Origin of the sequence: Methylophilus sp. DW102 (genome assembly GCF_037076555.1) — a bacterium.
In the GTDB taxonomy this organism is placed as follows: domain Bacteria; phylum Pseudomonadota; class Gammaproteobacteria; order Burkholderiales; family Methylophilaceae; genus Methylophilus; species Methylophilus glucosoxydans.
Window position 1 is genome coordinate 1,389,851 of record NZ_AP029023.1, and the last position, 26,923, is coordinate 1,416,773.

Consider the following 26,923-nt stretch of genomic DNA (forward strand, 5'->3'; position numbering starts at 1 on the left):
ATCCAGCGTTATGGGTGCGTCCCTAACGCCACTTCTGCGCCATCATCTTTTTTAGACAGCCATTGCACCGTTAAATCTTTAAACTTGGTTAAGCCTTTGTACTCCACCAAATCCGGATGTAATGACTTCAGCACCCGATGAAAGCGTTTTGCCCAGCGTGCGGAAGTGCTTAACTCATTCATATTGATTAAATAGCAGCGGATACTGAACAGTATGGCATTGCTGCGTGGCAATCTGAATAGGCTTTGTAACTCAACACGTAAATGTACCAGCTCGCCCACATTGTCGATGGTGACTTTATTGCGGTCGCCGCCCCACAAGGGATAGTTTTCTGGCGAAGTGTCTAGCCTTGGGTTAATCGTCATGGTCCAATTTAAACGCCGTACGGGTGCACCCAATTGCAAGGCCATGAGGAATTTTAAAGCGCGATCCATCACACCTAGTTTCGTCACTTGCGGGACAGGGCCGTGCCACTCATGCCAGGCCATGCCCACATCAAAGGCCAGCGACCAATCTGCTTGGCTGGTGATAAAGCCAGCATCAGCATACAACGTGCCGTTGCGTTGATCCAACAGCACAAAGTCACCTTGCACCTGTCTCCCCATATACTCCATTGGATCCATGTCAAACGAGGTGCTATCGCCAAAGGTAAACGTGTTTTTAATCCCAAGCGGTTTATTTTCCCAGGTCCACAATAGGCCGTCTTTTTTGAGCGAAAATAGGTCAGGATAGTCGTTCGATAAACTTTCCATCGTCAGCTCTAGAAAGTCCCATTGCGCCTCCGCCATGTGTGGCAAGGCCTGGTACCGTCCCGCATCTAGCGCTAATGTTTTGGCTTTATCCTCGCATTCAGCGACGTAGTGCTCATCAATATCAAAAGCAAATTCAGTCACAGCGCCCACCGGCCCCTTGGTGTGGGGCTCAATATTCACTGAATACATGTAGGTGTCTTCTGCAAACGGAAATGGAAACCGTCTAATGGCTTCGGCTGAGTTTTGGTAGGTATAGTCATCGCGAAAGGTTTCTTTTTTAAAAGCTAAGCTCATAGCATTTCCTGTTAAAGATTGATTTCTAAGGAGTGGCATTTTGCGCGCGAGACGCAAGGCATAATCTTTTTGCCAGCCGCCTTGTCTGCTTCTGATAAATAGTGATCTTGATGCACCAGCACGCCATCAGTTCGGATGACTTCCAGCTCACAGCGGCCACATGCGCCGCCACGGCAAGAGTAGGGCGCATCCACCCCTGCCGCTTCAATGGCTTCCAACATGCTCATTTCTGCGGGGACATGAACTTCAATGTTAGATTTTGCCAATTTCACTTTGAATGGTTCACCTGAAGGCGGCGCTAAAAACTGTTCGCTATGGATATGATTTTCTGGCCAACCCAGTGATCGCGCCGTTTCAATTAAAGCCACCACCATCGCATTCGGTCCACACACATAGACGTGGGTGCCCAGGGGTTGTTTGCTTAATAGCGCTTTGAGATCAATGCTGAGTCCTTCGCTTTCGACATACACACGGATTCTTTCATCGCATTTTTCTTTCAGGGTAGAGGTGAATGCCGCGTGATCCTGAGAGCGATAGGCGTAATGCAATTCGTAATTGGCTTTGGTCCTGATTAAATCTTCAATCTGCGACATGAATGGGGTGATGCCAATGCCACCAGCGACGAGGAGATGTTTACGCGCTCTTTTATCCAGCGCGAATAAGTTGTTTGGATACGTGATTTCTAATTGAGAGCCAACCTTGACCTCATGATGGAGGTAAGCCGAGCCACCGCGTGAGTGTTCTTGTAGACGCACGGCAATGTGATAAGTATCAGGCGCCTGCGGAGAGCCCATCAGTGAGTAAGGGTTGCGATGGAGTCGACCATTGATGTTCATCGCAACCACCACATGACTCCCCCCTGAAAATGGAGGCAAACTTGCGCCATCCTCCCTGATAAAGGAGAACTGCTTAATCAGCGGAGTGATTTGCTGAATATTTGAAACAACAACTTTAAATGTACTCAAGGGTAAATCTCCTCAATGCTTGGAATCTGCCCTGGGTCTTCAGCGTCCACCATCAGCCCCATATAAGCACCAAGGCGTCTAGAAAAGTGGTCTCTGACAAACAATTGTTTGCCGCAGCCATCACATTTTTTGATATTGGTATGCGCTTCATAAGAGATAGTCTTGCAATGAACACAATAGATAGGCCGAGCTAAGGTGCCAACGAGCTCTTTGATGATGTCACTGTCATCAATGCCATATTTGTCAGCCATTTGAGCCACCTGCCAGATAAAGCGCTCAGAGCCTGCCACGTAGATGCGTAAGCCCATGCATGCACTGGATAAATGGGCCTCAAATGCAACGAGAGACTCCTCTGTCGTTTCAAACATCAACAGCGCATCCGGTACGACTTTGCTTAAGGGGATGCTGAGATCCTGTTGCACCACGGGGTTTCTGGCATAGAGCACTTTGGTAGGGTGCTCTGGATGCATTTGCTGGAATAACTTCATTGCCGCCAGGCCCCCGGCACTGCCTTCAACCAGCACAATATGTGCGTTTGCTTGTTGTTGCCAGACCAAGGTTGAGTAGACCGGCTTACTTCGAATCCAATATCCGCGTTCCATGGTATTTTTCCGTTAAATCATATGCTTAATAAGGGTGCATTTTGCACGGGATGAAGTGAGCACCTTAGAGAGCGTATCGTTTAATTTAAGCCTCTTTCACCGCAGGCAATTCGCTTTTATCGGAGAGATACGCCTCCAAGGAGTCGTCCAACGCTTCTAGCCAAGGTGTGTGATGGGGTGGGGACATGGTGCCCGTCATCAAGGAGCGATAAGAGTGATCACGGAAAGTCATGATGTTTTGCTTTTTATGATACTTCCATTCAAGGAAGGTCTTGTTTACCGCAGGAATATCAAATGATGGATAGTCGGTGGCATCTATCAGCTCCTGAATATAGTCGCCTTGGTAGGTGTACATTTCTTCCGCTGTTTGTAGCGCCAGTTCTTTTTCACGCCATAGCATGCTATGCGCTTTCATCTCGGCTTTTGCCGGTAATTCAATACGTCCCAAAATAATGTCTCGCACGTACCAAGCCTGCGCATCAAACATATTGAAGGAATACCACTGATCCTGCATGCCGATATAGAAGAATTTTGGATTGTCTTCCCATGCAACGCCTTTATACAGGTTAAGTGGCCAAAGCCGATTGTTGGTTTTTAAGCGTAAATCATCTGCGAGGAATGGAAAGTGATGCAAATAGCCAGTACACAGAATAATCGCATCCACTTTTCGCGAGCTGCCATCGAGAAAATAAGCAGTATCCGTATCGACTCTGACCAGATTGGGTTTTTCTTCCCAGTTTTTTGGCCATTTATAATTCATTGGTGCGGTGCGGTAACAGCTGATGATGCTGCGTGCCCCATATTTGTAACATTGCGAGCCTATATCTTCTGCGGAATAGCTGCTGCCGACCAATAGAATGTCTTTGTCTTTAAACTCCAGGGCATCCCGGAAATCATGGGCATGCAAGATGCGTCCGCCAAACTTGTCAAAGCCTTCAAAACTCGGGATTTTTGGGGTAGAGAAATGCCCCGTCGCGCAGACCACGTAATCAAACTCCTCTGCGTAAACGGTATCCGTGGTGTGATCTTGCACAGTCACGGTGAACTTCTGAGTCTCCTCACTAAAGATGACATTACGTACAGCCGTATTAAAGCGAATATAATCGCGCACACCTGCTTTCTCAACGCGACCTTTGATGTAATCAAACAACACTTCGCGTGGTGGGTATGAGGCGATCGGCCTGCCAAAATGTTCTTCAAAGGTGTAGTCGGCAAATTCCAGACACTCTTTGGGACCGTTAGACCAAAGATAACGATACATACTGCCATGGACAGGCTCGCCATGTTCATCTGTCCCTGTACGCCAGGTGTAATTCCACAACCCACCCCAGTCGCTTTGCTTTTCAAAGCACACAATTTCTGGAATTTGAGCGCCTTTTGCCTGGGCTGATTGAAAGGCTCTAAGCTGTGCGAGGCCGCTTGGACCCGCCCCGAGTATGGCTATTCGCGTTGACATTAGGATTCTCCATAAATCTGATTGATTAGTTTGCGCCGCGTTTAGAAGCGCGATGTCGCTAAAGTAACCTGCTTCACCAAGATGAAAAATCCTCATCAAGAAGTACTCCAAATTGGGTAAGTGAGGTTGAGGTCATCCCGTTGATGAGGCCGTGGCTGGAGATGTGTTGAGTGAGTTTTGATGACCGCGCATAGGCCAAGCCTTGTTGATACACCGGAATCGCTTGCGCTTATGTATTGTTGACATGGCTGAGTGAGGGCGAAGCCTAATACCAAAGAGGTACGCCATGAGGGTAATTGAATCTCATGCCGTCAAAGTCAATATTAGTGCATTGGATAACGGCCTATTGGTGAATATCAACCTATTAATAGATATCCATAGGATAGGCAAGCTTTTAACTTGGACACTTCGTAAGACATGGTGAATCGATGCAAGCAATCAAAGAACAGCAGTGGGGGGAGGACTATTATTTTGGCGCTTCCTTCACCAAGCCTATTAGCAAGTACCGTCTGGATGGACAACATGCCATTCAATTATCCCTAAGCGCAGGCGACCGGCTTGAAATTCTAAGCCCAGACCAAGCGCAAAGCACCGAGTTGATTGTATTGGATGCACATGGCACATTGACACCTGCGTTACTCGACAAGCGTCCGCCAGTCGTCGCGGTAGGTATTCAACAGCAACTTCAGCAGCGTGGTGCGGCCTCCCAAAGGCTGCGTAATCAATTAAACACTTGGCAGCTGGATGAGTCTTCTTTGCAGCAAGCAATCACAGTGTCAGGTGCAGAGCATGCCAAATTCACAGCGGCAAATGATTTGACTGTCATGATTGTCGCGGCTGGTCCAAACATGTCTGTTGAAGCGCACACGCCAGTCACCGAAGTGGACATTACCGTGACTTACGCCAATCTGGCAGAACCACCCTTGCCAGCACCATTGGCGCCAATCAAGCACGAGTTGAGGGTTAGTCGCGCCACGGCACAGACCTATGAAGTCAAAAAAGGCGAATGGATCCAGATTATTGATGTGTCTGGCAAGCAATGCTCGGATTTTATTGCGTTTGATAAACAGGCGTTGGCACAAGGCAGCGTGTTGGGACTGGATCCGACAGCGACCAGAACGGTGATGGGCTTGAGCAATCCTGTACCCGGATTGCACTCACGATACCTTGGTTCGGATCTGAAACCCATGATAGAAGTGGTGCAGGATACCGTGGGTCGGCACGATAGTTTTCTACTGGCGTGTACCCCCAAATATTACGAGGACAGTGGCTATTTCGGCCATGCCAGTTGCACCGACAACTTTAACCAACGATTGGCTCACTATGGCATTGCACCACGGGCTGGCTGGCCAGCGATTAATTTGTTTTTTAACACCTTTATTGACGCCTCGGGCGCCGTGCTGATGGATGAACCGTGGTCACGGGCGGGAGATTATATTTTAATGCGTGCTGAGCGAGACCTTGTCTGCGCCTCTTCCGCTTGTCCTGACGATATTGACCCTGCCAATGGCTGGCATCCGACCGATATTCATGTGCGTATTTACGATGCTGCACAAGACTTTCCCCGCGCCATTGCCTATCGCAACACTTCTGAGGAGCTGCCTCGCATGACCAAACCTTCTGGTTTTCACCCCCGAACTTCCGCAATGACCAAAAAGTTTATCGACTATGCAGGCTATTGGGTGGCCACTGAATACGATGGCTGGGGGACGAATGCAGAATATCTCGCCTGTCGTGAACGCGTGGCACTGCTAGATTTGTCGGTGATACGCAAATTTGAAATCGTCGGCCCTGATGTGGTGGCTTTTTTGCAGTATGTATTAACGCAGAACATCAGCCGCATGGCCATCGGTGAAATTGCGCACTCGGCGATTTGTCTTGAAACTGGCGGCATGATCGATGATGGCACCATATTTCGTATGGGAGAACAGGCTTTTCGCTGGTGCTGCGGTGCGGAATACACCGGTATCTGGATGAGGGAAAAGGCCCATGAAAAAGGCTTTAAAGTCAGCATCCGCAACGCCAGTGCACAGCTAGACAATCTCGCTGTGCAGGGCCCGAACAGCCGCGAGTTGTTAAGCAAGCTCATTTGGACCCCGGATAGTCAGCCATCGGTTGAAAAACTCAAATGGTTTCACTTTGCGATTGGCCGGCTAGGAGGGGCTGCAGGGGTGCCCGTGATGGTTTCCAGAACCGGTTACACAGGCGAACTGGGCTATGAAGTCTGGTGCCACCCCGATGATAGCGAAGCATTATGGGATGCTGTGTGGCAAGCGGGTCAGCGTTTTCAGATTGCCCCAATGGGCTTGAATGCACTTGACGTCCTGCGCATTGAAGCCGGCTTGAGTATGGCTGAGCACGAGTTTGACCACAGTACCAATCCATTTGAAGCAGGCACTGGCTTCAGTGTGCCTTTACATAGCAAACAGGAAAACTTTATCGGTCGTGAAGCCTTGTCGCGGCAAGCGCCAGAGAGCCGACATCGTTTAGTCGGCATGATTCTGCAAGGTGGCGACCCTGCCAGTCATGGCGATCATGTTTATCATGGGCGTTTCCCGGTTGGCATCGTCACCAGCGCTACTTATTCGCCATTGATGGGAAAACAGATTGCCATCGTGCGCGTGGCACCCGATTTTTCCAGCATAGGCACGCGCCTGGAAATAGGTAAGCTGGATGGGCAACAGAAACGTTTGGCGGGAGAAGTTGTGAAGTTGCCTTTTTATGACCCTAAGCGCGAGAAACTACTCGCATAAAGCTGATGAGACATGTAGATCCTGTGTCGTATATGGTCTTAATGCCTTTGTGTTGCTGGGTGCGTTTCTCCGAGATGCATTGTGATGCATACACTGAGTTAGTGCATCCAGCATGGGTGTAAAGGTCTTCGCCAGACCAATCACTAAGGTCATTGTGATGAGCCAACTAGCGAGGCTTGGCGTTTTTTGAGATGAGCTTATGTAGCAACCACGGCAAGGGTGTTTTGCTGAGCCACTGCCGGTGGTCGGCCACCCACGGATAGGCTCTGCTCAAGATGGGCCGCAGTATCCGGCTAGACCAGGATCTGCCTATCTTTGTGAAGCCTGTCACGCTGTATGCCGCGGCAAACACATCGACACCATTGATCCAGCGTCCCATGGCGTCTTGCGCATGAATCCTGTTCATCAGGGCGTCTCGCGTGACCGGACAACTGTCAGGTAACTGCATTGCAGTTTGCGAACAGTCGACCAGTATTAGCTGATTGGCAGCATCAGCTTGCTTTAGCGTCTCCATTTCAGTCCGACACAAGGGACAGGAGGCATCGTAATAAATGGTCAGCGGAAAGGTAATTTGTGAGCGCATGATTAAGTTCTCAAAGGGATACTGCTAGATTAAAGTGCCGATGTTAGCCCTTGAATCCACTCACTTATGAGCACCAAAAATCACGCAAGTTCCCGTGCTCATGGCGTCTACAACACCAGCAGGTTAAGCGTGTGCGACTGCAGCCGCTTTCTGACAATCCGGACACAATCCCTTCAAGCTAATCTCAATATTTGACACCTGATAAGTATCAAAAATCGCTTGTGGAATATGCGCAGCGAGTTCGTGTATGCATAACACGGTGCCGCAGGACTGGCAGAGTAGGTGGGCGTGGCCGTGGTTGTTGAGCATGCCAGGGGACGTGCTGCTGGGCGTTTTAAAGCTGCGTTTTGGGCTGTTTAGCTGGTATTTCCAGGCGCGGTCTTCGGTGGATATTTTGTGGATGAGGGCGTTTTCCTGCAACCAGTCGAGGACGCGATACACCGTGACCCGGTCGATTTCTTTGACGCCTTGCAAGGCGTTGAGGATTTCAGGCTGACTCAAGGCGGTATGCGAGTTGATCAGCGTCGTGAGCACGGCCGTTCGTGCTTGTGTAGGGCGTAACCCGGCTTCTATTATCAATTGTTCAGCGGTAACCATGGCTAAAATTATGAACTACACGACAGCATGGAGCAACCCGCCTTTTGTCTTGCCCAGTCCGGGCGCTTTTGCGCAAAGTGCTCTTTGCCAGGCTGCAGGGTATAAGGGTGTCGTAAGACCTCTAGCAGTTCCAGCAAGCGGCTATTGTCGCCAGTTGTGGCTAAATCAATCGCTTCTTGAGCCAGGTAATTGCGCAGCACATAGACCGGATTGGCAGCAGCCATGCGGTGCTGGCGTTGCTCTATTGTTTGCTGGGATTGCGCCAGGCGCTGGCAATAATTCATCAGCCAGGCCTGAATATCCTGATTAAAATCCTGCCAGCCTTTTTGCGTGTAAAAAGCGTTTTGCAGGGTGCTGACTTGCGGTTGTTGCAGGTCAATTTGCGCAAGCTGGGTGAAAAACAGTGTCTGGTCAATTTCGGCACGGGTCATGAACTCAAAAATCTGATTGATGAGCTCGCCATCCCCTTCCTGCCAGCGCTCAAACCCAAACTTGTCAGCGAGGCTACTGGTGAGGGCGCGGAAGTAAGTTTGGTCATAGGTGGCGATTCCGTCCGCCAGGCCTTGTGTGGATGGTAACAGCGTACCTAAGGCTTCTGCCAGCCGTTCCAGGTTCCAGCGGGCAATATCGGGTTGGCGGCCAAAGCAATAACGGCGCCCTTGTGCGTCGGTGGTGTTGGGTGTCCAGCCAGGGTCAAAATTATCTATCCAGCCATAAGGGCCATAGTCTATGGTCAGGCCCAGGATAGACATGTTATCGGTATTCATCACGCCATGCACAAAGCCCACGCGCATCCAGTGCGCGATCATCACTGCCGTACGGGCACACACTTCTTCAAACCAGGCTTCAATCAGCTCTGGGGCTGGGTCATTCACATCCAGCGTCAGTCCGGTTGACGGCCACCAGTAGGCAAAGTCCCGGTCCAGGGTAAAGCCAATCAGGCGTTTTAACAGCGCGAATTCTTCACGGCTGGCCAGCAGCTCAAAATGCCCAAAACGCGTAAATGAAGGGGCCACGCGGCAGACAATGGCGCCAGGTTCCAGCTGCGGATGCCCATCGTAAAACATGTCACGCACCACCTGGTCACCGGTTTTGACCAGGCTTAAGGCGCGCGTGGTCGGCACGCCTAGATGGTACATGGCTTCCGAGCATAAAAATTCGCGCAAGCTGGAGCGTAATACGGCACGGCCATCTGCCGAGCGCGAGTAGGGGGTCTCGCCTGCGCCTTTAAGTTGCAATTCAAAACGCTTGCCGCCATGCACTAACTCACCCAGCAAAATGGCACGTCCATCGCCCAACTGACCCGCCCAATGCCCAAACTGGTGGCCGCCATAGCGGGTGGCATAGGTAAACATGCCGTCCAGCATGCCATTGCCACCCAGCGTTTGTATCAGTTCGCGGTCTTGCATGTCGCTGGCGGTGAGTCCCAGCATCTCGGCCACTTCTGCGCTATAGACGATCAGTTGCGGATCTTTGACCGGGGTGGGTTGTACGGCAGACCACAGGCAGTCACTGACTTGTCTGGTGTAGTTGTGGCGGATAGGGTCGCCCGGTAGTTCTCGGACAAAACGGTTATCAAAAGTTAAAGGGCGCATATGAAATGGACAATGCCGTGCATCAATAGTGCTTTAATCATAACATTTTCATCCATGCTAAACTCTGGCGCATCAAATCTCGTGCCTTTGCAGTGTTCGCACAAAACTGTTTTTGAAAGTCGTTTTCCCCTATGAACCATCTGCAAGGTTTAAGTTTTCAAGACATCAAAAAGTTGAAAGGTGTGCTGATATTTTTTTGTCTGTTTATCGTTATGCAGCAAATTTGGTTGAGTGTTGCCGATACTGGCGTAGGGGTATGGTGGATCAACGAGGTCATTACCCGGACATTGGCTTTTACGATAGGCTGGCTGGCGGACGAACAAGTGACGGTGGCAGGCAGCCTGCTGACAGGCGCACATGCCAGCATGAATATTGCCAATGGCTGTGATGGGGTGGACATAATGCTAATGTTGATCGCTGCACTGTTAAGCTCAACATTAAGCCTGCGGCAAAAGCTGCTGGGTGCCTTATATGGGTTACTGTTTTTATTTTTAATCAATCAACTACGGTTGCTGCTGTTGTTTGAGATATTGCAGCACGATCGCCAGTACTTTACCTTTACCCACGGTATTTTTGCGCCTTTTTTAATGTTGGGCGCCACCGGAATATTTTATGCATGGTGGCTGGCCGCCTCTACCCAACCTCTGGCGGATGATGAGTCCATATGCGCTTTGCAATAATGTTTTTCTGTTATGTCTTGGGCATTGGGCTGGCGCTCAATGCATTTTTCAGTCCCTGTATCCAGGCACTTTTACCACTTTTTAAGGGGCTATTGACTTTGATTGATGGTCATTTCGAGGTGATCTCTGCCCAGGTGACGACAGTAGGCGATGCGCAAGTCATCGACTTTGAGGTGAGATTGGCAAAGTCTTTCTGGTTGGGAAAGCATTTTATTGAAGTGGACCCCAGCGGCGTTGCGCATGCCAGTACGACGCTGGTGCATCTTTGGCAAAGCCTGGCGGTATGCCTCGCGCTGATCTTGTCCTGGCCAGAGATCCTTATGCGTAAACGCTTGCTGGCCCTTGCTTACGGGCTGCTAGGCACGCTGCTGGTGTGGTGCATCGATGTGCCATTCGTCTTGCTGGCGGCCTTGTGGCAAATGATTGATGCGCACTATGGCATTGCAGACTTTTCAATCTTGACTGATTGGCAGCAGGTACTTGAAAACGGTGGCCGGTTAATATTGGGATTGATGATAGGCTGTTTGGCCATTTTCTTGGCTTAGCTGCTTGAGAGTACAGCGGGGGCTTGCCATGGTCCCTCAATACCCGCATCCTGCAGGGCATGGTTCTGCCTTCATCAAGCCTTCATAAATAAAAATTAGCATCTGCAAGCTAATTACAATCTATGCTTGATATCGCACGATGCCTTTTTTACTGCTGTATTTCCTCATCACTTTTTCTACCTTTTCTCATGCAGCAGACATTGAGCAAGAAATCCTGACCCGTTTTAATCAGGGCGAGACACAGGATTTAATTGTTGAATATGATGATGCGTCTGTGAATAAAAGCCTGATCGCAACCCGCTTGAATAAGCGGCTCAAGACCGATAATGACGATGTGTTGGCAATCAAGCGCAAGGCGTATGCTTCACTTAAAAGCCAAATGAAAACGCTAGAGCTGCAGCAGGGCATCCAGGGAGTTAAAGACTATCCATACTTGCCACTGAGCTTAAAGCGTTTTAAATCGCTCAGGTCGCTCAAAACCTTCATGGCCAATGGCAACATCAAGGCCGTGTATGTTGACCGGATCATGCACAAGGTACTCACGCAGAGCTTGCCTTTGATCAATCAGCCTGTCGTCAGCCAGGTCAACTACAAGGGGGCAGGGGCCACCGTGGTCGTGATTGATGATGGCATCGACTTTACAAAATCGGCGTTTGGTCCTTGTACTGCTGTGGCGACGCCCTCGGCGACGTGTCGCGTGGTGGTGGCTAACACCATCGTCAATTCTGGCACAGCCAATGCCAGCCCAAATCATGGTAGCAATGTGGCGGCGACGGTATTGGGCGTGGCGCCAGAGGCCAAAATTGCAGCAATCAATGTCTTCAATAATAGTGGCGGCGCTTATACAAGCGATATTTTAAGTGCGATCAACTGGGCGGTTGCCAATCGATCCACATACAACATTGTGGCCATTAACATGAGCTTGGGGGCGTCGGATAAAAATACCAGTCCCTGCCAGTCCAATCCTTTTACCAGCCCGATACAACGGGCAAAGGATGCCGGCATTAATGTGGTGGTTGCCGCAGGCAATGATGGATATCTGGATGGCATCAGCACACCTGCTTGCGCGCCAGCGGCCATTTCAGTCGGGGCGGTGTACGACAGTAATGTTGGAGGCTTGGCCTATAGTAACTGTACCGATACGGCTTCGGCAGCGGATAAAGTCACTTGTTTTTCAAACAGTGCCAATTATTTAACCCTGCTGGCGCCGGGTGCTTTAATCACCGCAGCAGGGATCACGATGGCAGGCACTTCTCAAGCGTCTCCGCATGTGGCTGGTGCGGTCGCCGTGTTAAGGTCAGCGTTTGTTAATGAAACAGCTGATCAAATTCAAGCGCGATTGACCAGCTTTGGCAAACCTGTCACAGACAGTCGTAACAGTCTTGTCAAACCCCGGCTGGATTTAAGCGCTGCAGCCCGTCCGCAAAATGATTCATTTTCTAACCCCGCCTTGATGAGTGGCGACTCTGGCAGTGTCAGTGGCACCAATCTGCTCGCGACGGCAGAAGTGAGCGAGCCAGCCCATGCCGACCTGGCAGCGCAAAATACGGTCTGGTTGCAGTGGACGGCACCAGCCTCTGGCCAAGTAACGCTTACCGTCAATGGCAGTGTTGCGAACCCCAGACTTGCGGTGTATACCGGGACAGCAATCAGCGCATTAACGCCTAAAGCAGGCATTGATAATGCGAATTCCCCCCTGTATTTTCAAGCTAGCGCAAATACCCAATACCATATCGCCCTCAACACCAATCAAACGGGTGCCGGTAGTTATCAACTGTCATGGCAATTGAACACGCAGGCAAATGCCAATTTATCCGTTACTTTTAGTGGCCCTAACCAACAACTTGCGGTGGCCACGCCTTATCTTTACACCTTAACTGTTGCCAATGGCGGGCCCTCGAATGCCACCAATGTTGCCGTACAACTGAGTTTGCCAACGGGGGCGGATCTGGTCAGTGCAGACCAACGATGCCAATTGCAGGGCAGAACACTGACTTGCCGCGTTGCACAGTTGAATGCAGGGAGTTCGAGCAGTTTTAATGTACAACTGTCGTGGACCAATACGCAGGATGTCCCACCGTTGGTCATCTCTGTGAATTCTGACTTGGCGGATGCTGACACTGGCAATAACTCGACAACATTTTCGTTACCAGCCACTCAGGCCTCCACAGTGACTGATGTGCCGACGCTGCCTGAGTGGGGTCTCATTCTCCTGGCTTGTATGTTGATTTTTTTGAACCGCAGAAACCTCCAGAGAGTTTAGCGCTCCCTTTTCTTTTTTCATCTCGGCATTTCTTGCACGCTGAATCAAACGCGCTAAGGTATCATTACGGCTGTATTTTAAAGAATCAGTTGAATGAACGTATTTTATGAAGAGGATGGCGGCTTTAAAGTCGCCTCCATCATGTCCGAGGCCGATAGCAGCATGCAGGTCGAAGCGAGCTCGGGCAAGCGCAGCAAAATCAAAATCGCCAATGTCTTGATGCGGTTCGAGGGGAGTTTGTCCGGTTTTCTGGAGGCCGCCCAGGCCGAAGCCGAGACCCTGGATACCGATTTTTTATGGGAATGCTGTGGCGAGGATGAGTTTGGTTTTGAAAGCCTGGCCGAGGAATACTATGGCGGGAAACCCAGTCATCAGCAAGCGGCTGCCATTGCCATCAAATTGCATGGCGCGCCCATGTATTTTTACCGCAAAGGCAAAGGACGCTACAAGGCCGCGCCTGAGGACACGCTAAAAGCGGCATTGGCGGGGATGGAGAAAAAGCGCCAGCAAGCTGAGCTGTTGGCACAGATGGTTGCACAACTCAAAGTGCACAGTCTGCCAGACGGCTTTGCCAGTAAACTGGACCAATTGCTCTACGCGCCGGATAAAAACAGCCTGGAGTGGAAAGCGCTGGATCAGGCGGCCAGCGAACTCAAGCAACTGCCGGTGCAAGTGCTGCATGCCAGTGGCGCCATTGTCTCGATTCATGATTACCACTTGGGGGCGTTTTTACGCGAATATTTTGCCAATGGCACGGAGTTCCCGCCGTTTACACTGGCCGATCTCCCCGAGGCGCTGCCTTTGTCAGCGGTGCAGGCCTTTAGTATTGATGACAGCACCACCACCGAAATTGATGATGCCTTGTCGGTGACCGCGCTGCCTAATGGCAACACGCAGGTCGGCATCCATATTGCTGCACCAGCCTTGGGTGTGTCGCCGCATGCGTCGCTGGATAATGAGGTCATGAAGCGGCTGTCTACGGTTTACATGCCTGGGCATAAAATCACCATGTTGCCAGAAGCGGCCATCCGTCCGTTTAGCTTGGATGCCGGCCAAGTAAAGCCGGCTTTGTCCCTGTATCTGGAAGTGGCACCTGATTTCAGCATTGTTAGCCATCAAAGCCGCCTGGAGCAGGTAACCATCATCGAAAATCTGCGCCACGACACGCTGGAGCCTTATTTTAACGAGCAGACGCTGACCGAGGACAGTGGCCATCCGCTATGGCAACCGTTGGTATTTTTGTTCCGCTTTGCCGAAAGCCTGGAAAAAGCGCGCGGTAAATATGACCCGACCCGGCCACAACCGGTGGATTACAATTTTTATGTGAGCGAGGGCAAGGTCAGCATTATCAACCGCCAGCGCGGCTCGCCCATGGATAAACTGGTGGCAGAGCTCATGATTGCCGCCAATAGCCAGTGGGGCCTATTACTGGCGCAAAACGAAGTGCCCGGTATTTATCGCGCACAAAATGGTGGCAAAGTGTACATGACCACCAAAGCCGAAGGCCATCAGGGCCTGGGCGTGGCGCAATATGCCTGGTGTACCTCGCCGTTGCGCCGCGCGGTGGATTTGATCAACCAGCGGCAACTGATCAGCGTGTTGACCCTGACGCCGCCAGTCTACCCGTCCAACAGTGATGAAATTGTCGGCCATATGCGCAATTTTGATCAAACTTATAATGCCTACAACGAGTTCCAGACGCGGATGGAGCGCTACTGGTGCTTGCAGTACCTGATCCAGGAAAATATCACTGAAATCGACGCAACGGTCTGGCGTGAGAATCTGGTACGCCTGCAAAACTTGCCTTATATGACCAAGGTACACAGTTTGCCAGCGACCAAGCCCGGCAGCAAAGTCCGGCTGGCGGTACAAAAAGTCGATACTTTACTGATGGAGCTGGACTGTAAATTTCTGCACCTGATCGAAGAGACCACAGAACCCTCAACGGAAGCCGCGGCTGCGGTGGAAGCAAGCATGGAGGCGCCTAATGTTTAAATTTAACCGTAAAGTGCACAAAGCCGTCTCCGACTTTGAAATGGTGGAAGTCACCGAAATGGATGGCGTGCGCTCCATGCACTTGGGCTCGCCGACCATACAGAGCAGTATGAGCGTGAAAGACCCGTTTGCGCTGGTCCTGGCCTATTCCTGGGGCGCCCTGAGCAGCTTGTTGTTCAAGCCGGACGCGCGCAAACTATTGCTGGTTGGGCTGGGCGGCGGGTCGATTGCCAAGTATGTATGGAAATATTGTCCGCAGATCAAGCAAACGGTGGTGGAACTCAATCCGCAAGTGATCCAGGTCGCCCGCAGCCATTTTTTTGTGCCGGATGACGATGCGCGATTACAGATCATCGAAGGCGATGGTATTACCTATCTGCAGCAGCATCCTGGCAGTGTCGACTGGCTGATGATGGATGCCTTTGGCAGCAACGGCTTACCGCCAGACTTTTGCACCCAGGCTTTTTTTGACGACTGTGCCGATGCACTGACGCCGGATGGCTTGTTTACGATTAACCTGTGGGGCTCGGACAAAAAGTTTGATATCTACATGCAGCGCATGGAGCAGACGTTTGACCAGCGCGTGCTCATGATGCCTACCGGCAAGCCCGGTAACATCATCGTGTTCGGCTTTAAAGCCGAACTGCCCATCCCGGATCTGGCGACGTTGCGCAAACGTTCGCAAGACGCTATGCAGACGCATCGTATCAACTTTCCCGACCTCATAGACCGCCTGCAAGGCGCAAACCCCAATAACGGCAAGGAGTTTCAACTCGGTGGCTAATTTTCTGAATCATTTTTTCGCAACCTGCCCACGTGGCCTGGAAGCCATTCTCGTCGACGAACTCAAGCAGAGCGGGGCGCGCGACATTAAAGCCACCGATGGCGGTGCCAGTTTTAGCGGCGAGTTGTCGGCGTGCTATCACGCCAACCTGCATTCGCGTGTCGCCACGCGCATTCTCATGCAAGTGGGGCGGGGCCAGTATCTGAAAGAAGACGATATTTACCAGGGCGCGCTCAAAATTAACTGGCCTAACTGGTTTGATGTCAAACACAGCATGATGGTCAAGGTCACGGCCGTGCGCAGCCCGCTTAAAAGCCTGGAATTTATTACCCTGCGCGTCAAAGATGCCATCTGTGATAAATTCCGCCAGGCCGTCGGCAGCCGCCCGAACATTGATACACGCGAACCCGCGGTGCGTGTCCACGTCTACCTGACCAGCGACAGCTACCAACTGTATGTCGATACTTCAGGCAACCCGCTGTACCAGCGCGGCAACCGCAAAAACAGCATAGAAGCGCCGTTGCGTGAAAACCTGGCCGCGGGCATTCTCAAGCTCACCGGCTGGCAGCCGGGCCAGGCCTTGCTGGATCCCATGTGTGGCAGTGGCACCTTTTTGCTTGAGGCGGTGATGATAGCTCTCAATATTGCGCCTGGTTTAAATCGCAATTTCGGCTTTGAAAAACTCAAAAACTTTGAATCTGATACTTTCCGTAAAATCCGCAATGCCGCAGCCAAAGCTGCCAAGCCGGTCAGTTTCCAGAGCATTTACGGCTCGGATATGGATTTACGTGCCGTACGCGTCACCAAGCAGAACCTGGAAATGGCGGGCTGGCTGGACGCCGTACAACTGACACACTGGGAATTCACGCAAGTGGTGCCGCCCGCTGACAGCGGTGTTCTGGTCGCCAACCCGCCTTATGGCGTGCGTATTGGTGAAGATGAGACCTTGGCCGCCTTGTACCCCGAAATTGCCGCTGCGCTCAAACAGAAGTTCTCTGGCTGGAATACCTATTTCCTGACCAACGACTTGCGCCTGCCCAAGCTCATGCGTCTGAGCCCCAGCAAGAAAACACCACTGTATAACGGCCCATTGGAATGCCGGTTGTTTGAAATCAAGATGGTGGCAGGAAGTAACCGTAAATAGGGCAGTTGTATTCTTATCCGTCGATGCCTTATGCATCAATGTAGCTCGCATGTATTCATCCGCTGCAATCTCTAGTGTCTGTGAAGGACGACAGGCGCTGGCAGATTGCATTGCAGTTTCAAAGTGCACGTTTGGATCAAATGTTAATGATTGTTTTATCTGAACCGCATTTCCATTGTTTAGTATAAATTATAGTGGCAAATATTATCGTTAGCATTTCTTATGCTGAACGTGATTAAGCAGATTTAAGTCGTCACATTTCAACAATGAAGAATCAACTAAGAGGCTGCTATGGATGCTTTGTTGAGTTTGTTGGTCCCTGATAACTTCATGCCCCATGGCCATTGTTATTTATGGACGCCCGTCCTGTTGTGGATGTATGTTGTTTCTGACACTGTCATTGCGATTTCTTACTATACGATTCCGATGGCATTGCTTTACCTGGTTAAAAACGCGCGGACTTGGAGTTTAACTGGGTATTTTTCATGTTTTCCCTGTTTATCTTTGCCTGTGGAACAACGCATTTGATTGCAATTGCAACCATTTGGGAGCCAGCCTATTGGCTTGATGCCACAATGAAATGCTTAACAGCAGTGGCTTCAGGGATCACGGCAGTGATGCTTTGGCGCTTGATGCCAGTTGCGTTGACGATTACCAGTACCAAGCAGCTAAAAACAACCATTGCCAGGCTAGAGTCCGAAGTGCAGAAACGATTGCTCGCAGAACAGGCCTTGGCAAAATTGAATTTGAATCTTGAGCATCTGGTCAAGGCGCGTACGGAAGATCTGAGTAATATCAATGCGAGTTTAAGACAGGAGATCGAACAAAGAAAACGCACAGAACTTGAGCTGTTTAACCAGAAACAATTGGCAATTGTCACGCTGGAGTCCATCGGCGATGCGGTGATCACCACCAATATGCAGTCCGAAGTGACTTATCTGAATCCAGTGGCCGAAAAAATGACAGGCTGGAGCAAAGCCGAGGCAATGGGGCGGCCGATTCTGGAGGTGTTCAGGATTTTGAATGAAAGCACCCGCAAGCTGGCTGCTAACCCGGTGGATGTGGTGCTGGCGCACAACAAGGTCTGCGGACTGGCCAATCATACCTTGCTGATCGCCAAATCTGGCGCTGAATATGCGATTGAAGATTCTGCGGCGCCGATTCGTGATCAGGATGGCAATATTCTAGGGGTCGTGCTGGTGTTTCATGATGTGAGTGATGCACGTCAGATGGCACAAAAAATGACCTACCTTGCCGAGCATGATTATCTGACAGATTTACCGAATCGACTGTTACTGACAGACCGTATTACGCAAGCGATCAGTGCAGCGAAAAGAAGGGGTTCCAAGCTTGCCATTCTGTTTTTTGACATAGATCACTTCAAGCGGGTGAATGATACCCTGGGCCATGAAGTGGGCGATCAATTGCTCAAAGTATTGAGCAAAAAGCTGCAAATGTGCATTCGTGCCTCTGACACGCTCAGTCGCCAGGGCGGGGATGAGTTTGTAGTGTTGTTGCCAGAGTTAACAGATGATGCCGTCCCAGCCGAAATCGCACAAAAAATACTGTTTTCCATCAAGGACCCGATCAGCATCGCAAATCACGAGTTGTTTATCACGGCCAGTATTGGGATTGCCGTATATCCTGATGATGGCGACAATGTCGATGTGCTGACGCGACATGCGGATGCGGCAATGTATCATGCCAAAAATTCAGGTAGAAATAATTACCAGTTTTTTACCAAGGAAATGAGTGCACGTGTCGCGGCTCAGCTTACGATGGAAAACAGTTTGCAAAAAGCAATATCAAACAATGAGTTACTGCTTTTTTATCAGCCAAAAGTCAGCATCAAAACCGGCAAGATCATCGGCGCTGAGGCTCTGATCCGATGGGTGCATCCGCAATGGGGCATGATGATGCCAGATCGTTTTATCAAGATTGCCGAAGACTCTGGCTTGATCAGAGACATTGGTCATTGGGTATTGCGCGAGGCGTGTACGCAAAATAAAAAATGGCAAGACTCCGGTTTGCCCGAGATTCCAATCGCGATTAATGTTTCGGTGGTTGAGTTGCACCATGCGCACTTTACACAAGAAGTGACTAAAGTGTTATTACAAACGGGCCTGCAACCCTATCATCTCGAACTGGAGGTGACTGAAAGCGTTGCGATTCAGAGTGAGGTGACCGTGATTAACGATTTGAACAAGCTCAAAGAGATGGGTGTCCGGTTATCAGTAGATGATTTTGGGACAGGATATTCCAGTCTGTCATATCTCAAGCTATTGCCGGTAAATACCATTAAAATCGATAAAAGCTTTATTCGTGATATACAAGTGGATGCTAACGATGCGGCAATTGTCACTGCGATTATCAAAATGTCACAAAGTCTGGGATTAACAGTGATCGCAGAAGGGGTAGAAACCCAGGCACAGCTCGAATTTCTGCAATCGCATGACTGTGACGAGATGCAAGGTTATCTATTTAGCCGCCCCTTGCCTGCCGATGAATTTGCAGCGCTGCTTGCGCAGCAATAAAGCTTCCCATCTTATTGTTTTATTGAGTTTATTTATGACTGAACACCAACACCAAACGACTGACTCTTTACTGAATTTGCGTGAGCGCATTAATGCATTTGTGCAGGCACGTGACTGGGCGCAGTTCCATTCCCCAAAAAATCTGGCCATGGCCATGATAGTTGAGGCGGCAGAAGTGGTAGAGCATTTTCAATGGATGACTGAGGATAACAGCCGCCAGTTGGATGCCGCCACGCGCGAAAAAGTTGGGCAAGAGCTGGCCGACACCTTTGTTTATCTGCTGCGGATTGCCGAGGTGTGTGGCATAGACTTGATTGCGGCCACCAACGCCAAGATCGAGTTGAATGCGCAAAAATACCCGGTTGAGAAATGCAAGGGGAGCAATGCTAAATATACAGAATATCAATAGGGCACTTCTATAAACTCAATTTCCGTCGCTATACTGCGTTGCGCATAAAAAATGTCTCCTTACACATCCGCTATATGCGACGTCAAAACTTTTTAGTCGCGTCTTGTCTGACTTAGCAACTTGAATTGATAGAAGCACCCGCGCATTTAAATGTTGAATTTAATGTAGTTTGTTATATTGAAGGAATAGCCATGCGTGTAACTTTGGATTCCCCGGTAACCCGTTTGCTCGAGCAGCAACACATCGCGTTCGAGGTCATCGAAATCCCGCTCAGTGAAGACAAAAAACCGATTCGCAGCCTAGAAGAGCTGCTAACAGCACAAGGCCTGGATTCACAATCGGTCGTGCGTAGTGTCGTGTTTAAAGGGGAGCATACTGGCTTTAGTCTGCTCGCTGTGGCGGGCGCTGGCCGTGCCGATTGGGCCTTGTTGCGCGCGCACTTGAGTGAGCGTAAGTGCCGTATGGCAGAATATGACGAAGTGCCTGAGGCCACCGGCTATGTGGTTGGTGCAGTGCCACCGATTGCTTTGCCCGCTGGCTTGCGCGTGCTGGTTGACCAAAGCGTGTTGAGTGACGATCGGGTGGTGATTGGCAGTGGTGTGCTCGGCTATGCACTGGCGCTGAGTGGCCGCGATTTGCAAGCCTTGTTGAGCGCATACCCGGTTGGGCAGTTTGTGAAGGTTTAACTTCAGCTTAGAAGCGCGCAGCATGTAAGTGCCTGGCGTCGCAGGGACGTTAAGACTCGCCCACTGCGTGCTGAGTCCGGTCGTCAGTCAAGCTGAACGACTTGCCGACTTATTTGTTGTTGAGGATCGTATTCAGGGAGTTACTTTTACTGCGCTCGACCATCACGGCTGCCTGACCTGGGTTCTTGCTGATGGTGCTAGCCCAGTCCTGACTGCTGCTGTCTGACTCCTCAGCGTTATTGCCAAGCATACCGGGCAGTGCATCCTGATTGGCGTCGTCACTGTTGTCCCCAAACATTACTGTAGCGTTGTCGAGCTGGTACTGGCGTAATTGCTGCATCAAGCCTTGCGCTGTGTAGGTTTGTGGCGCCTGTTGGCCCCCAAGAATCACTTTGGCGCTTTCAACAGCGGCTTCTGCCGCAGTTTGCGGCGTCTCATCAGCCTGTTTGCTGTCCGTGGTTTGCACCTTGCCGGTCGCAGCACTGTTATCCGTGTTGTAAGCCTTGTTCAATAACGACGACACATTGCTGTTTTGTATACTTGAAATAGACATGATCGAAGCCCTTAATCATTATTTCGCTCACATTACCGCGTATCTTGTTAACGGCATGCCAGAAAAAAACTTTAGAACACCCTTTAATTCTTTTAATTTGCCGCATTTTTCCAGTGTGCTGGCCTGCATTTTTGGCCAGCCACCCGTCAGTGCCAGCAGATTTATGGTAAGGTTCAGCCTTGTTAGAAACACAGATATTTAATGGCGAAACATGAGTTTGGTGCGTTACTGCGTGAATGGGAGACTGGTGAGCGGCGTGAGCCCGACCAACCGCGGTTTTGCTTATGGCGATGGCATTTTTCGCACCATGCGCCTGCTCGATGGTGAACTGCAAGACTGGCCCCTGCATTATCAAACCCTAGTTGCGGATTGCAGCAAAATCCTGATGGTCTGTCCGTCGGCTGAATTGCTGATGCAAGAATTCAAAAGCCTGATGTCTGCCGGTGAGGGTGAGAACAAATTATCCGGCGTAGTCAAAATCATCATTACGCGTGGTGATGGTGCCCGCGGCTATGCGCCCCCCGCCATCGCCGAACCAACCCGCGTGTTTGTCTGGAGCCCTTTGCCAGTCTATCCTGAGGCCATATATACCCAGGGGGTCGCGCTCTATCAGTGCCAGACCCGACTGGCCAGCCAGCCTTTGTTAGCGGGTATCAAGCACTTAAACCGGCTAGAAAATGTGTTGGCCCGGGCCGAACTGAAAGACCCCCGCTTTTTTGACGGCTTGATGCTGGATTACCAGGATCAGGTGATCGAAGCAGTGAGCGGCAATCTTTTTATTCACAAGGCCGGGCAGGTCATGACCCCGATATTGGACCAGTGTGGCGTGGCCGGGGTCATGCGGCAAAAAATTCTGGACTGGTATAAAACGCAAGGCCAGCCGGTCAGCTTGACCCGGTTGACCGTACAAAATGTGCTCACTGCCGATGCCGTGATTATCACCAACAGTGTCTATGGCGTGTTACAGGTGACGCAGCTTGATGCGCAGCCATTGGCACACAATGATTGGGCACACACCCTCAGAACCCAGTTGCATTATGTTGTTCATTAAACGTTTTTTTCAATACAGTTTGGCCTTGTTGGGCCTGACGACACTGGCATTAGCCATCTGGATCGTGATCTTTTTGATCCGCCCGCTGCCCATGGCCTCAGAAACCATAGGCATTCAAATTCCAGCCGGGGCCAGTGTGCGAGCGATTGCCGACCAGTTGGTGGCTTCTGGCGTGCTCACCGAGCCTTACAGTTTTTTGCTGGTGGTGAAACTCACGGGCAGTGCCAACAAGTTGCAGGCGGGCGATTATGCCTTTAATACGCCCTTGCAAGTGATGGGCCTCATTGATGTGCTCAAGCATGGCACGTTTGACCAGTTCAAACTGCAATTGACCGAGGGTAAAACCTTTGCCGATTTCAGGCAAAAGCTGGCGCAAATGACAGGTATCCGCCATGACACGCTCATGTTGTCCGACCAGGAACTGATGCAACAGGTGAGCGGCCAGAACGATGCCCCCGAAGGCTGGTTTTTCCCGGATACGTATTTTCTGGATGCGCAAAGCAGTGACCTAGATTTGTATAAGCGCGCTTATCAAAAAATGGTGCAGCACTTGAATCAGGCGTGGGAGCAACGCGCATCGGGCCTGCCTTACCGCACCATGTATGAGGCCTTGATTATGGCCTCAATTGTAGAGAAAGAAACCGGTGTGGAAGAAGAACGGCCGCAGATTGCCGGTGTGTTTGTGAACCGCCTGCGCAAAGGCATGCGCCTGCAAACGGATCCCACCGTGATTTATGGCATGGGCACGCGTTACCGTGGCAATATCAGCAAAAAAGACTTGCTGGCGGATACGCCGTATAACACCTATACGCGCAGCGGCTTGCCGCCGACGCCGATTGCTTTGCCTGGCCTGGCCTCGATTCAGGCGGCATTGCATCCGGCCAATACCAACGCCTTGTATTTTGTTGCCAACGGCCAGGGCAGGCATGTGTTTACCGCGACACTCGAAGCGCATAACCAGGCGGTGCGGGCGTACCAGTTAAAAAAATAGTTGTCGTAAAGTTAAAGGGAAATCGGGACATGGCAGGGTTGTTTATTACGCTGGAAGGCATGGATGGTGCGGGTAAAAGTACGCATATCCCCACTATTCTTGAGTTGCTGCAAGCGACCGGCAGAGAAGTGGTGTCTACGCGCGAACCCGGTGGCACGCCTTTGGGCGAAGAGCTGCGTGCCTTGCTCTTGCATCGTGAGATGCATGTGGAGACAGAGTCGCTGCTAATGTTTGCGGCGCGCGCCGAGCATTTGCAGCAAGTCATTCTGCCCGCCTTGCAGCGCGGCGCGATTGTGCTATCAGACCGTTTTACCGATGCTTCTTATGCGTATCAATGTGGCGCTCGTGGCCTGGCCATGGAAAAAATGCAGCAGCTTGAGCAGTGGGTGCAGGGCGACTTGCAACCAGACCTGACCTTGCTGTTTGATGTGCCGGTAGAGGTGAGTCTGCAACGGTTGGCGGGCGCACGCACCCCGGATAAATTTGAAGCGCAGGGCGCGGCGTTTTTTGAGCTGTTGCGCGCGCAATATCTTGCGCGGGCTGCCCAATATCCGCAACGCTTCAGAGTCATAGATGCCAATCGCCCCCTGCTTGACGTGCAGCAGAGTGTTGCAGAAATCATCCGCCAATGTTGATGACCCAAGAGTACCCATGGCAGGCCACGTTATTTGCACAATGGATGCAAGCAGGCCAGTCACGCCACCATGCGCTGTTGTTGCATGGCAAAACTGGCATCGGCAAACTGGCTTTTGCGCGCGCGATGGCCGCTGCCTTGCTGTGCTTGCAGCCTGAACACGGCCATGCTTGCGGTCAGTGTCAGTCCTGTCACTGGCTATCCGAAGGCGCGCACCCTGATTTTAGGGAGATCACGCCAGAAGATGAAGACAGCGCTGAGGGCAGCAAAAAGAAAACCCGCAAGCGGCAGCAAATCCTCATCGACCAGATTCGCGCCTTGCATGATTATTTATCGCTGAGCAGTCACCGTGTTGAAGGCATGCGCGTGGTGTTGATTCACCCGCTGGAAGCCATGAATGTCGCGGCGTCCAATGCCTTGCTCAAGTTGCTGGAAGAACCGCCGCAACGCACGCAGTTTTTGTTGGTCTCACATCAAAGACAAGCGTTGCTGCCGACCATCCTGAGCCGCTGCATGCAGGTGGAGATGCCGGTGCCCAGTGAATCACAAGGCTTGCAATGGATGCAGTCACAAGGCATTGCTCAACCCGAATGGCTCTGGCACTACAGTGGCGGGGCGCCTATTACCGTGCTGCAAGACGACCTGGACTGGTATGCCTGGTATCAGCAGTTTCAACCGCACTTACGCCGCGGTGCCGAGATGGACGTGGTGGCTGCGGTGCCGCTGCTGATCAAGCAAGGCATGGAGGCGGCGATACAAGTGTTGCAAAAGTGGTTGTTGGACGTGTGGTTGTCCTGCCATCAGCAACCTTTGCGCTACCACCCCTCAGAGGCAGCAGCTTTGCAGGGGCTGGCCGGGCGTGTGCAGTTATCGCGGCTGCTGGCGTTTCAGCAACAGCTAAATCGTTTTAAAATGACCGCACAACATCCGCTCAATCAGGAGTTGCAGTTGGAGCAGCTGTTGTTGCAATACAAAAAAATATTTGAGGATAAACCGAATAAGTGAGTGCGCGAGATCAGGTGCAAGGCGCGCGGTGTTAGAAACAACAACGTGCAAAGCAGTATTGTGCTCAAGTAGTCACTATCCCTGTATCCTTCATTAACCGCTAACGTACTCTGGAGCTGATGTCATGACCGAGATGCAACCTTCTGCAGCGGCAAAACCTGGTGTGTTGTCGCTGGCGATTCGAGAAAAAGCCGCCCTGTTTGCGGCGTATATGCCTTTTGTCAAAGGCGGGGGCTTGTTTATCCCCACCAGCAAGTCTTTTAAAATGGGCGAAGAAGTGTTTATGTTGCTCACTTTGCTCAATGATCCAAACAAGCTCAAAGTGGTAGGTAAGGTGATCTGGATCACGCCGCAGGCGGTCAACAACAAGCCGCAAGGCATAGGCATTCAGTTTAGTGACAAAGATGGCGGTGCCGAAGCCAAAAAACGGATTGAATCTATCTTGGGTGCCGCACTCAAATCTAGCCGACCGTCGAATACCATTTAGTGATTAGCACGCAGACAGAAAGAATATGTTAGTAGATTCCCATTGCCACCTGAATTTTCCCGAGCTGGTCCAGAACATGGATCAAGTATTGGAGAGCATGCGCAGCAACCAGGTGGGGCATGCCTTGTGCGTCTCGGTCACGCTGGATAAATTCCCCGAAGTACTTGCCATTGCCGAGCAGTATCCCAACATTTATGCCTCAGTCGGCGTGCATCCTGATTACGAGGACATCACCGAGCCTACCGTACAAGGCCTGGTTGAACTGGCCAATCATCCACGCGTGGTGGCGATTGGCGAAACCGGACTGGATTACTTCCGTTTAACTGGTGATTTGTCCTGGCAGCGCGAGCGCTTCAGAACGCATATCCGGGCGGCAAGGCAGACGGGTAAACCCTTGATCATCCATACCCGTAATGCGGCCGAGGATACTATCAAGATTATGCAGGAGGAGGGCGCGGCCGAGGTTGGGGGCGTTATGCACTGCTTTACAGAAAGCTGGGAGGTGGCCCAGGCCGCGATTGCCATGGGTTTTTATATCTCGTTTTCTGGCATCGTGACGTTTAAAAATGCCCAGGCGCTCAAAGATGTCGCGCAAAAAGTGCCGCTGGCATCCATGTTGGTCGAAACCGATTCCCCCTATCTAGCGCCTATCCCGTTCAGGGGCAAAACCAATCAGCCCGCTTATGTGCGGCATGTGGCAGAGGAAATTGCGCGCCTGCGCGAGCAGCCATTACAGCAGATCATGGACGCAACCACCGCTAACTTTTTTAAACTGTTCAAGCACGCCCAGCCATGCAACTGACAATACTAGGCGTAGGCTCCAGCGCTGGCACGCCCGCGATCGGCTGCCAATGCGCCACCTGCAGCTCGACCGATACGCGCAACAAGCGCACACGTTGCTCCAGTATGGTCACACTGGATGACGGCCGGGTGATCCTCATAGACACCTCGCCAGACTTGCGCCTGCAAGCTTTGCGCCAACAGATGCGCAGGGTGGATGCCGTGCTGTACACTCACACCCATGCAGATCACCTGCACGGCATTGATGATTTACGCGCATTTTGCCAGATCAACCGCTGCCAGATTCCGCTTTACAGTTATCCCGAGGCGATTACCCATATTCAGGAAAAGTTTGGCTACACGCTGCGTGACCCCATCCCCACTTACTGGGACTTGCCCGTTTTGGCTGCATATACCGTCGAGGGCCCGTTTGAAGCGGCTGGTCAGCAGATTATTCCCATCCCCATCATGCACGGCAAAATCCGCATCTACGCCTACCGTATCGCTAACTTTGTCTACATGACCGATGTCTCCGAGATCCCGGAAAGCGCGTATGCCTTGCTGCAAGGGGTAGACGTGTTGCTCATAGATTGCCTGCGCGAAAAACCGCATCCCACGCATGTCAACGTTGAGCAATCACTGGCCTTGATTGAGCGCATAGGCGCCAAGCGCAATGTGCTCATTCACATGACCCATGAGCTTGAATACCAGGCCCTGCAAGCCAGGGTGCCTGACAATGTCCAGGTCGGTTATGACGGCATGCAACTTGATTTTTAAACGGTGCA

At 51.2% G+C, this 26,923-nt stretch carries 25 protein-coding genes; 17 read left to right on the top strand and 8 right to left on the bottom strand.

Features of this window, described 5'->3' with window-relative positions:
• Window positions 1-8: 8 nt before the first annotated feature.
• The 4 genes from AACH41_RS06335 to AACH41_RS06350 all read right to left on the bottom strand — a co-directional run bounded on the left by AACH41_RS06335 (window position 9) and on the right by AACH41_RS06350 (window position 4,165).
• Complete coding sequence (locus AACH41_RS06335) at window positions 9-1,046, bottom strand: DUF3445 domain-containing protein (RefSeq protein WP_338657487.1); 1,038 nt, start codon at window positions 1,044-1,046, stop codon at window positions 9-11.
• A gap of 11 nt (window positions 1,047-1,057) precedes the next feature.
• Window positions 1,058-2,011, bottom strand: coding sequence for a PDR/VanB family oxidoreductase (locus AACH41_RS06340; RefSeq protein WP_338657488.1), 954 nt, complete (start codon window positions 2,009-2,011; stop codon window positions 1,058-1,060).
• Window positions 2,008-2,613: a dimethylamine monooxygenase subunit DmmA family protein gene (locus AACH41_RS06345; RefSeq protein WP_338657489.1), complete on the bottom strand. Its 606-nt coding sequence runs from the start codon at window positions 2,611-2,613 to the stop codon at window positions 2,008-2,010. Before AACH41_RS06345 ends, AACH41_RS06340 begins: the two co-directional genes overlap by 4 nt.
• Before the next feature lie 85 nt (window positions 2,614-2,698).
• Window positions 2,699-4,165 (bottom strand): NAD(P)/FAD-dependent oxidoreductase, encoded by a 1,467-nt coding sequence (locus AACH41_RS06350; protein WP_338657584.1) that lies wholly within the window; start codon window positions 4,163-4,165, stop codon window positions 2,699-2,701.
• A gap of 332 nt (window positions 4,166-4,497) precedes the next feature.
• Here AACH41_RS06350 and AACH41_RS06355 point away from each other — a divergent pair, with 332 nt between their 5' ends.
• Window positions 4,498-6,822: a DUF1989 domain-containing protein gene (locus AACH41_RS06355; RefSeq protein WP_338657490.1), complete on the top strand. Its 2,325-nt coding sequence runs from the start codon at window positions 4,498-4,500 to the stop codon at window positions 6,820-6,822.
• 166 nt (window positions 6,823-6,988) lie between these two features.
• Here the strand turns inward: AACH41_RS06355 and AACH41_RS06360 are convergent, their stop codons facing one another.
• The 3 genes from AACH41_RS06360 to AACH41_RS06370 form a co-directional block, all read right to left on the bottom strand.
• On the bottom strand, window positions 6,989-7,405 hold the full coding sequence (locus tag AACH41_RS06360) for a DUF393 domain-containing protein (RefSeq protein ID WP_338657491.1): 417 nt from the start codon (window positions 7,403-7,405) through the stop codon (window positions 6,989-6,991).
• A gap of 123 nt (window positions 7,406-7,528) precedes the next feature.
• A complete protein-coding gene (locus tag AACH41_RS06365; protein ID WP_338657492.1) occupies window positions 7,529-8,002 on the bottom strand; it encodes a Fur family transcriptional regulator in 474 nt (157 codons plus the stop codon).
• An 8-nt stretch (window positions 8,003-8,010) separates the two neighbouring features.
• Complete coding sequence (locus AACH41_RS06370; RefSeq protein ID WP_338657493.1) at window positions 8,011-9,597, bottom strand: YdiU family protein; 1,587 nt, start codon at window positions 9,595-9,597, stop codon at window positions 8,011-8,013.
• Between the two features lie 212 nt (window positions 9,598-9,809).
• Here AACH41_RS06370 and AACH41_RS06375 point away from each other — a divergent pair, with 212 nt between their 5' ends.
• The 9 genes from AACH41_RS06375 (at window position 9,810) to AACH41_RS06415 (ending at window position 20,637) form a co-directional block, all read left to right on the top strand.
• Window positions 9,810-10,277 carry a hypothetical protein gene (locus AACH41_RS06375; protein WP_338657494.1) on the top strand — a complete coding sequence of 156 codons (468 nt, stop codon included), beginning with the start codon at window positions 9,810-9,812 and terminating at the stop codon, window positions 10,275-10,277.
• The gene (locus AACH41_RS06380; protein ID WP_338657495.1) at window positions 10,262-10,822 is read left to right on the top strand and encodes a hypothetical protein; all 561 of its coding nucleotides are present in this window, start codon (window positions 10,262-10,264) and stop codon (window positions 10,820-10,822) included. The genes AACH41_RS06375 and AACH41_RS06380 overlap by 16 nt, the downstream gene beginning before the upstream one ends.
• Window positions 10,823-10,961: 139 nt before the next feature.
• Window positions 10,962-13,085 carry an IPTL-CTERM sorting domain-containing protein gene (locus AACH41_RS06385; protein ID WP_338657496.1) on the top strand — a complete coding sequence of 708 codons (2,124 nt, stop codon included), beginning with the start codon at window positions 10,962-10,964 and terminating at the stop codon, window positions 13,083-13,085.
• A 93-nt stretch (window positions 13,086-13,178) separates the two neighbouring features.
• Window positions 13,179-15,080, top strand: coding sequence for an RNB domain-containing ribonuclease (locus AACH41_RS06390; protein ID WP_338657497.1), 1,902 nt, complete (start codon window positions 13,179-13,181; stop codon window positions 15,078-15,080).
• The gene (locus tag AACH41_RS06395; RefSeq protein WP_338657498.1) at window positions 15,073-15,864 is read left to right on the top strand and encodes a polyamine aminopropyltransferase; all 792 of its coding nucleotides are present in this window, start codon (window positions 15,073-15,075) and stop codon (window positions 15,862-15,864) included. Before AACH41_RS06390 ends, AACH41_RS06395 begins: the two co-directional genes overlap by 8 nt.
• Window positions 15,857-17,008: a class I SAM-dependent RNA methyltransferase gene (locus tag AACH41_RS06400; RefSeq protein ID WP_338657499.1), complete on the top strand. Its 1,152-nt coding sequence runs from the start codon at window positions 15,857-15,859 to the stop codon at window positions 17,006-17,008. The genes AACH41_RS06395 and AACH41_RS06400 overlap by 8 nt, the downstream gene beginning before the upstream one ends.
• 575 nt (window positions 17,009-17,583) lie before the next feature.
• On the top strand, window positions 17,584-19,542 hold the full coding sequence (locus tag AACH41_RS06405; protein WP_338657500.1) for an EAL domain-containing protein: 1,959 nt from the start codon (window positions 17,584-17,586) through the stop codon (window positions 19,540-19,542).
• A gap of 34 nt (window positions 19,543-19,576) precedes the next feature.
• Entirely contained in the window at window positions 19,577-19,951 is a 375-nt protein-coding gene (locus tag AACH41_RS06410) for a nucleotide pyrophosphohydrolase (RefSeq protein ID WP_313988959.1), read from the top strand.
• Between the two features lie 191 nt (window positions 19,952-20,142).
• Complete coding sequence (locus AACH41_RS06415; RefSeq protein ID WP_338657501.1) at window positions 20,143-20,637, top strand: YbaK/EbsC family protein; 495 nt, start codon at window positions 20,143-20,145, stop codon at window positions 20,635-20,637.
• A gap of 109 nt (window positions 20,638-20,746) precedes the next feature.
• Here AACH41_RS06415 and AACH41_RS06420 read toward each other — a convergent pair whose 3' ends face one another.
• Window positions 20,747-21,190, bottom strand: coding sequence for a hypothetical protein (locus tag AACH41_RS06420; protein ID WP_338657502.1), 444 nt, complete (start codon window positions 21,188-21,190; stop codon window positions 20,747-20,749).
• A gap of 211 nt (window positions 21,191-21,401) precedes the next feature.
• Here AACH41_RS06420 and pabC point away from each other — a divergent pair, with 211 nt between their 5' ends.
• The 7 genes from pabC (at window position 21,402) to AACH41_RS06455 (ending at window position 26,915) form a co-directional block, all read left to right on the top strand.
• On the top strand, window positions 21,402-22,241 hold the full coding sequence (pabC, locus tag AACH41_RS06425) for an aminodeoxychorismate lyase (protein WP_338657503.1): 840 nt from the start codon (window positions 21,402-21,404) through the stop codon (window positions 22,239-22,241).
• Window positions 22,228-23,232: an endolytic transglycosylase MltG gene (mltG, locus tag AACH41_RS06430; RefSeq protein ID WP_338657504.1), complete on the top strand. Its 1,005-nt coding sequence runs from the start codon at window positions 22,228-22,230 to the stop codon at window positions 23,230-23,232. The genes pabC and mltG overlap by 14 nt, the downstream gene beginning before the upstream one ends.
• A gap of 29 nt (window positions 23,233-23,261) precedes the next feature.
• A complete protein-coding gene (tmk, locus tag AACH41_RS06435; protein ID WP_338657505.1) occupies window positions 23,262-23,867 on the top strand; it encodes a dTMP kinase in 606 nt (201 codons plus the stop codon).
• Window positions 23,861-24,871, top strand: coding sequence for a DNA polymerase III subunit delta' (gene holB, locus AACH41_RS06440; RefSeq protein WP_338657506.1), 1,011 nt, complete (start codon window positions 23,861-23,863; stop codon window positions 24,869-24,871). The genes tmk and holB overlap by 7 nt, the downstream gene beginning before the upstream one ends.
• Window positions 24,872-24,995: 124 nt before the next feature.
• The gene (locus tag AACH41_RS06445) at window positions 24,996-25,358 is read left to right on the top strand and encodes a PilZ domain-containing protein (protein ID WP_275355029.1); all 363 of its coding nucleotides are present in this window, start codon (window positions 24,996-24,998) and stop codon (window positions 25,356-25,358) included.
• Between the two features lie 25 nt (window positions 25,359-25,383).
• Entirely contained in the window at window positions 25,384-26,160 is a 777-nt protein-coding gene (locus AACH41_RS06450; protein WP_338657507.1) for a TatD family hydrolase, read from the top strand.
• Window positions 26,151-26,915 carry an MBL fold metallo-hydrolase gene (locus AACH41_RS06455; protein ID WP_338657508.1) on the top strand — a complete coding sequence of 255 codons (765 nt, stop codon included), beginning with the start codon at window positions 26,151-26,153 and terminating at the stop codon, window positions 26,913-26,915. Before AACH41_RS06450 ends, AACH41_RS06455 begins: the two co-directional genes overlap by 10 nt.
• The last annotated feature ends 8 nt before the right edge of the window (window positions 26,916-26,923 follow it).

Coding starts and splice junctions, on each gene's coding strand:
- AACH41_RS06335 (WP_338657487.1), bottom strand. CDS start 1,046: ATGAGCTTAGCTTTTAAAAAAGAAACCTTTCGCGATGACTATACCTAC.
- AACH41_RS06345 (WP_338657489.1), bottom strand. CDS start 2,613: ATGGAACGCGGATATTGGATTCGAAGTAAGCCGGTCTACTCAACCTTG.
- AACH41_RS06350 (WP_338657584.1), bottom strand. CDS start 4,165: ATGAGGATTTTTCATCTTGGTGAAGCAGGTTACTTTAGCGACATCGCG.
- AACH41_RS06355 (WP_338657490.1), top strand. CDS start 4,498: ATGCAAGCAATCAAAGAACAGCAGTGGGGGGAGGACTATTATTTTGGC.
- AACH41_RS06360 (WP_338657491.1), bottom strand. CDS start 7,405: ATGCGCTCACAAATTACCTTTCCGCTGACCATTTATTACGATGCCTCC.
- AACH41_RS06365 (WP_338657492.1), bottom strand. CDS start 8,002: ATGGTTACCGCTGAACAATTGATAATAGAAGCCGGGTTACGCCCTACA.
- AACH41_RS06370 (WP_338657493.1), bottom strand. CDS start 9,597: ATGCGCCCTTTAACTTTTGATAACCGTTTTGTCCGAGAACTACCGGGC.
- AACH41_RS06375 (WP_338657494.1), top strand. CDS start 9,810: ATGCAGCAAATTTGGTTGAGTGTTGCCGATACTGGCGTAGGGGTATGG.
- AACH41_RS06380 (WP_338657495.1), top strand. CDS start 10,262: ATGCGCTTTGCAATAATGTTTTTCTGTTATGTCTTGGGCATTGGGCTG.
- AACH41_RS06385 (WP_338657496.1), top strand. CDS start 10,962: ATGCCTTTTTTACTGCTGTATTTCCTCATCACTTTTTCTACCTTTTCT.
- AACH41_RS06390 (WP_338657497.1), top strand. CDS start 13,179: ATGAACGTATTTTATGAAGAGGATGGCGGCTTTAAAGTCGCCTCCATC.
- AACH41_RS06395 (WP_338657498.1), top strand. CDS start 15,073: ATGTTTAAATTTAACCGTAAAGTGCACAAAGCCGTCTCCGACTTTGAA.
- AACH41_RS06405 (WP_338657500.1), top strand. CDS start 17,584: ATGAAATGCTTAACAGCAGTGGCTTCAGGGATCACGGCAGTGATGCTT.
- AACH41_RS06410 (WP_313988959.1), top strand. CDS start 19,577: ATGACTGAACACCAACACCAAACGACTGACTCTTTACTGAATTTGCGT.
- AACH41_RS06415 (WP_338657501.1), top strand. CDS start 20,143: ATGCGTGTAACTTTGGATTCCCCGGTAACCCGTTTGCTCGAGCAGCAA.
- AACH41_RS06420 (WP_338657502.1), bottom strand. CDS start 21,190: ATGTCTATTTCAAGTATACAAAACAGCAATGTGTCGTCGTTATTGAAC.
- pabC (WP_338657503.1), top strand. CDS start 21,402: ATGAGTTTGGTGCGTTACTGCGTGAATGGGAGACTGGTGAGCGGCGTG.
- mltG (WP_338657504.1), top strand. CDS start 22,228: ATGTTGTTCATTAAACGTTTTTTTCAATACAGTTTGGCCTTGTTGGGC.
- tmk (WP_338657505.1), top strand. CDS start 23,262: ATGGCAGGGTTGTTTATTACGCTGGAAGGCATGGATGGTGCGGGTAAA.
- holB (WP_338657506.1), top strand. CDS start 23,861: ATGTTGATGACCCAAGAGTACCCATGGCAGGCCACGTTATTTGCACAA.
- AACH41_RS06445 (WP_275355029.1), top strand. CDS start 24,996: ATGACCGAGATGCAACCTTCTGCAGCGGCAAAACCTGGTGTGTTGTCG.
- AACH41_RS06450 (WP_338657507.1), top strand. CDS start 25,384: ATGTTAGTAGATTCCCATTGCCACCTGAATTTTCCCGAGCTGGTCCAG.
- AACH41_RS06455 (WP_338657508.1), top strand. CDS start 26,151: ATGCAACTGACAATACTAGGCGTAGGCTCCAGCGCTGGCACGCCCGCG.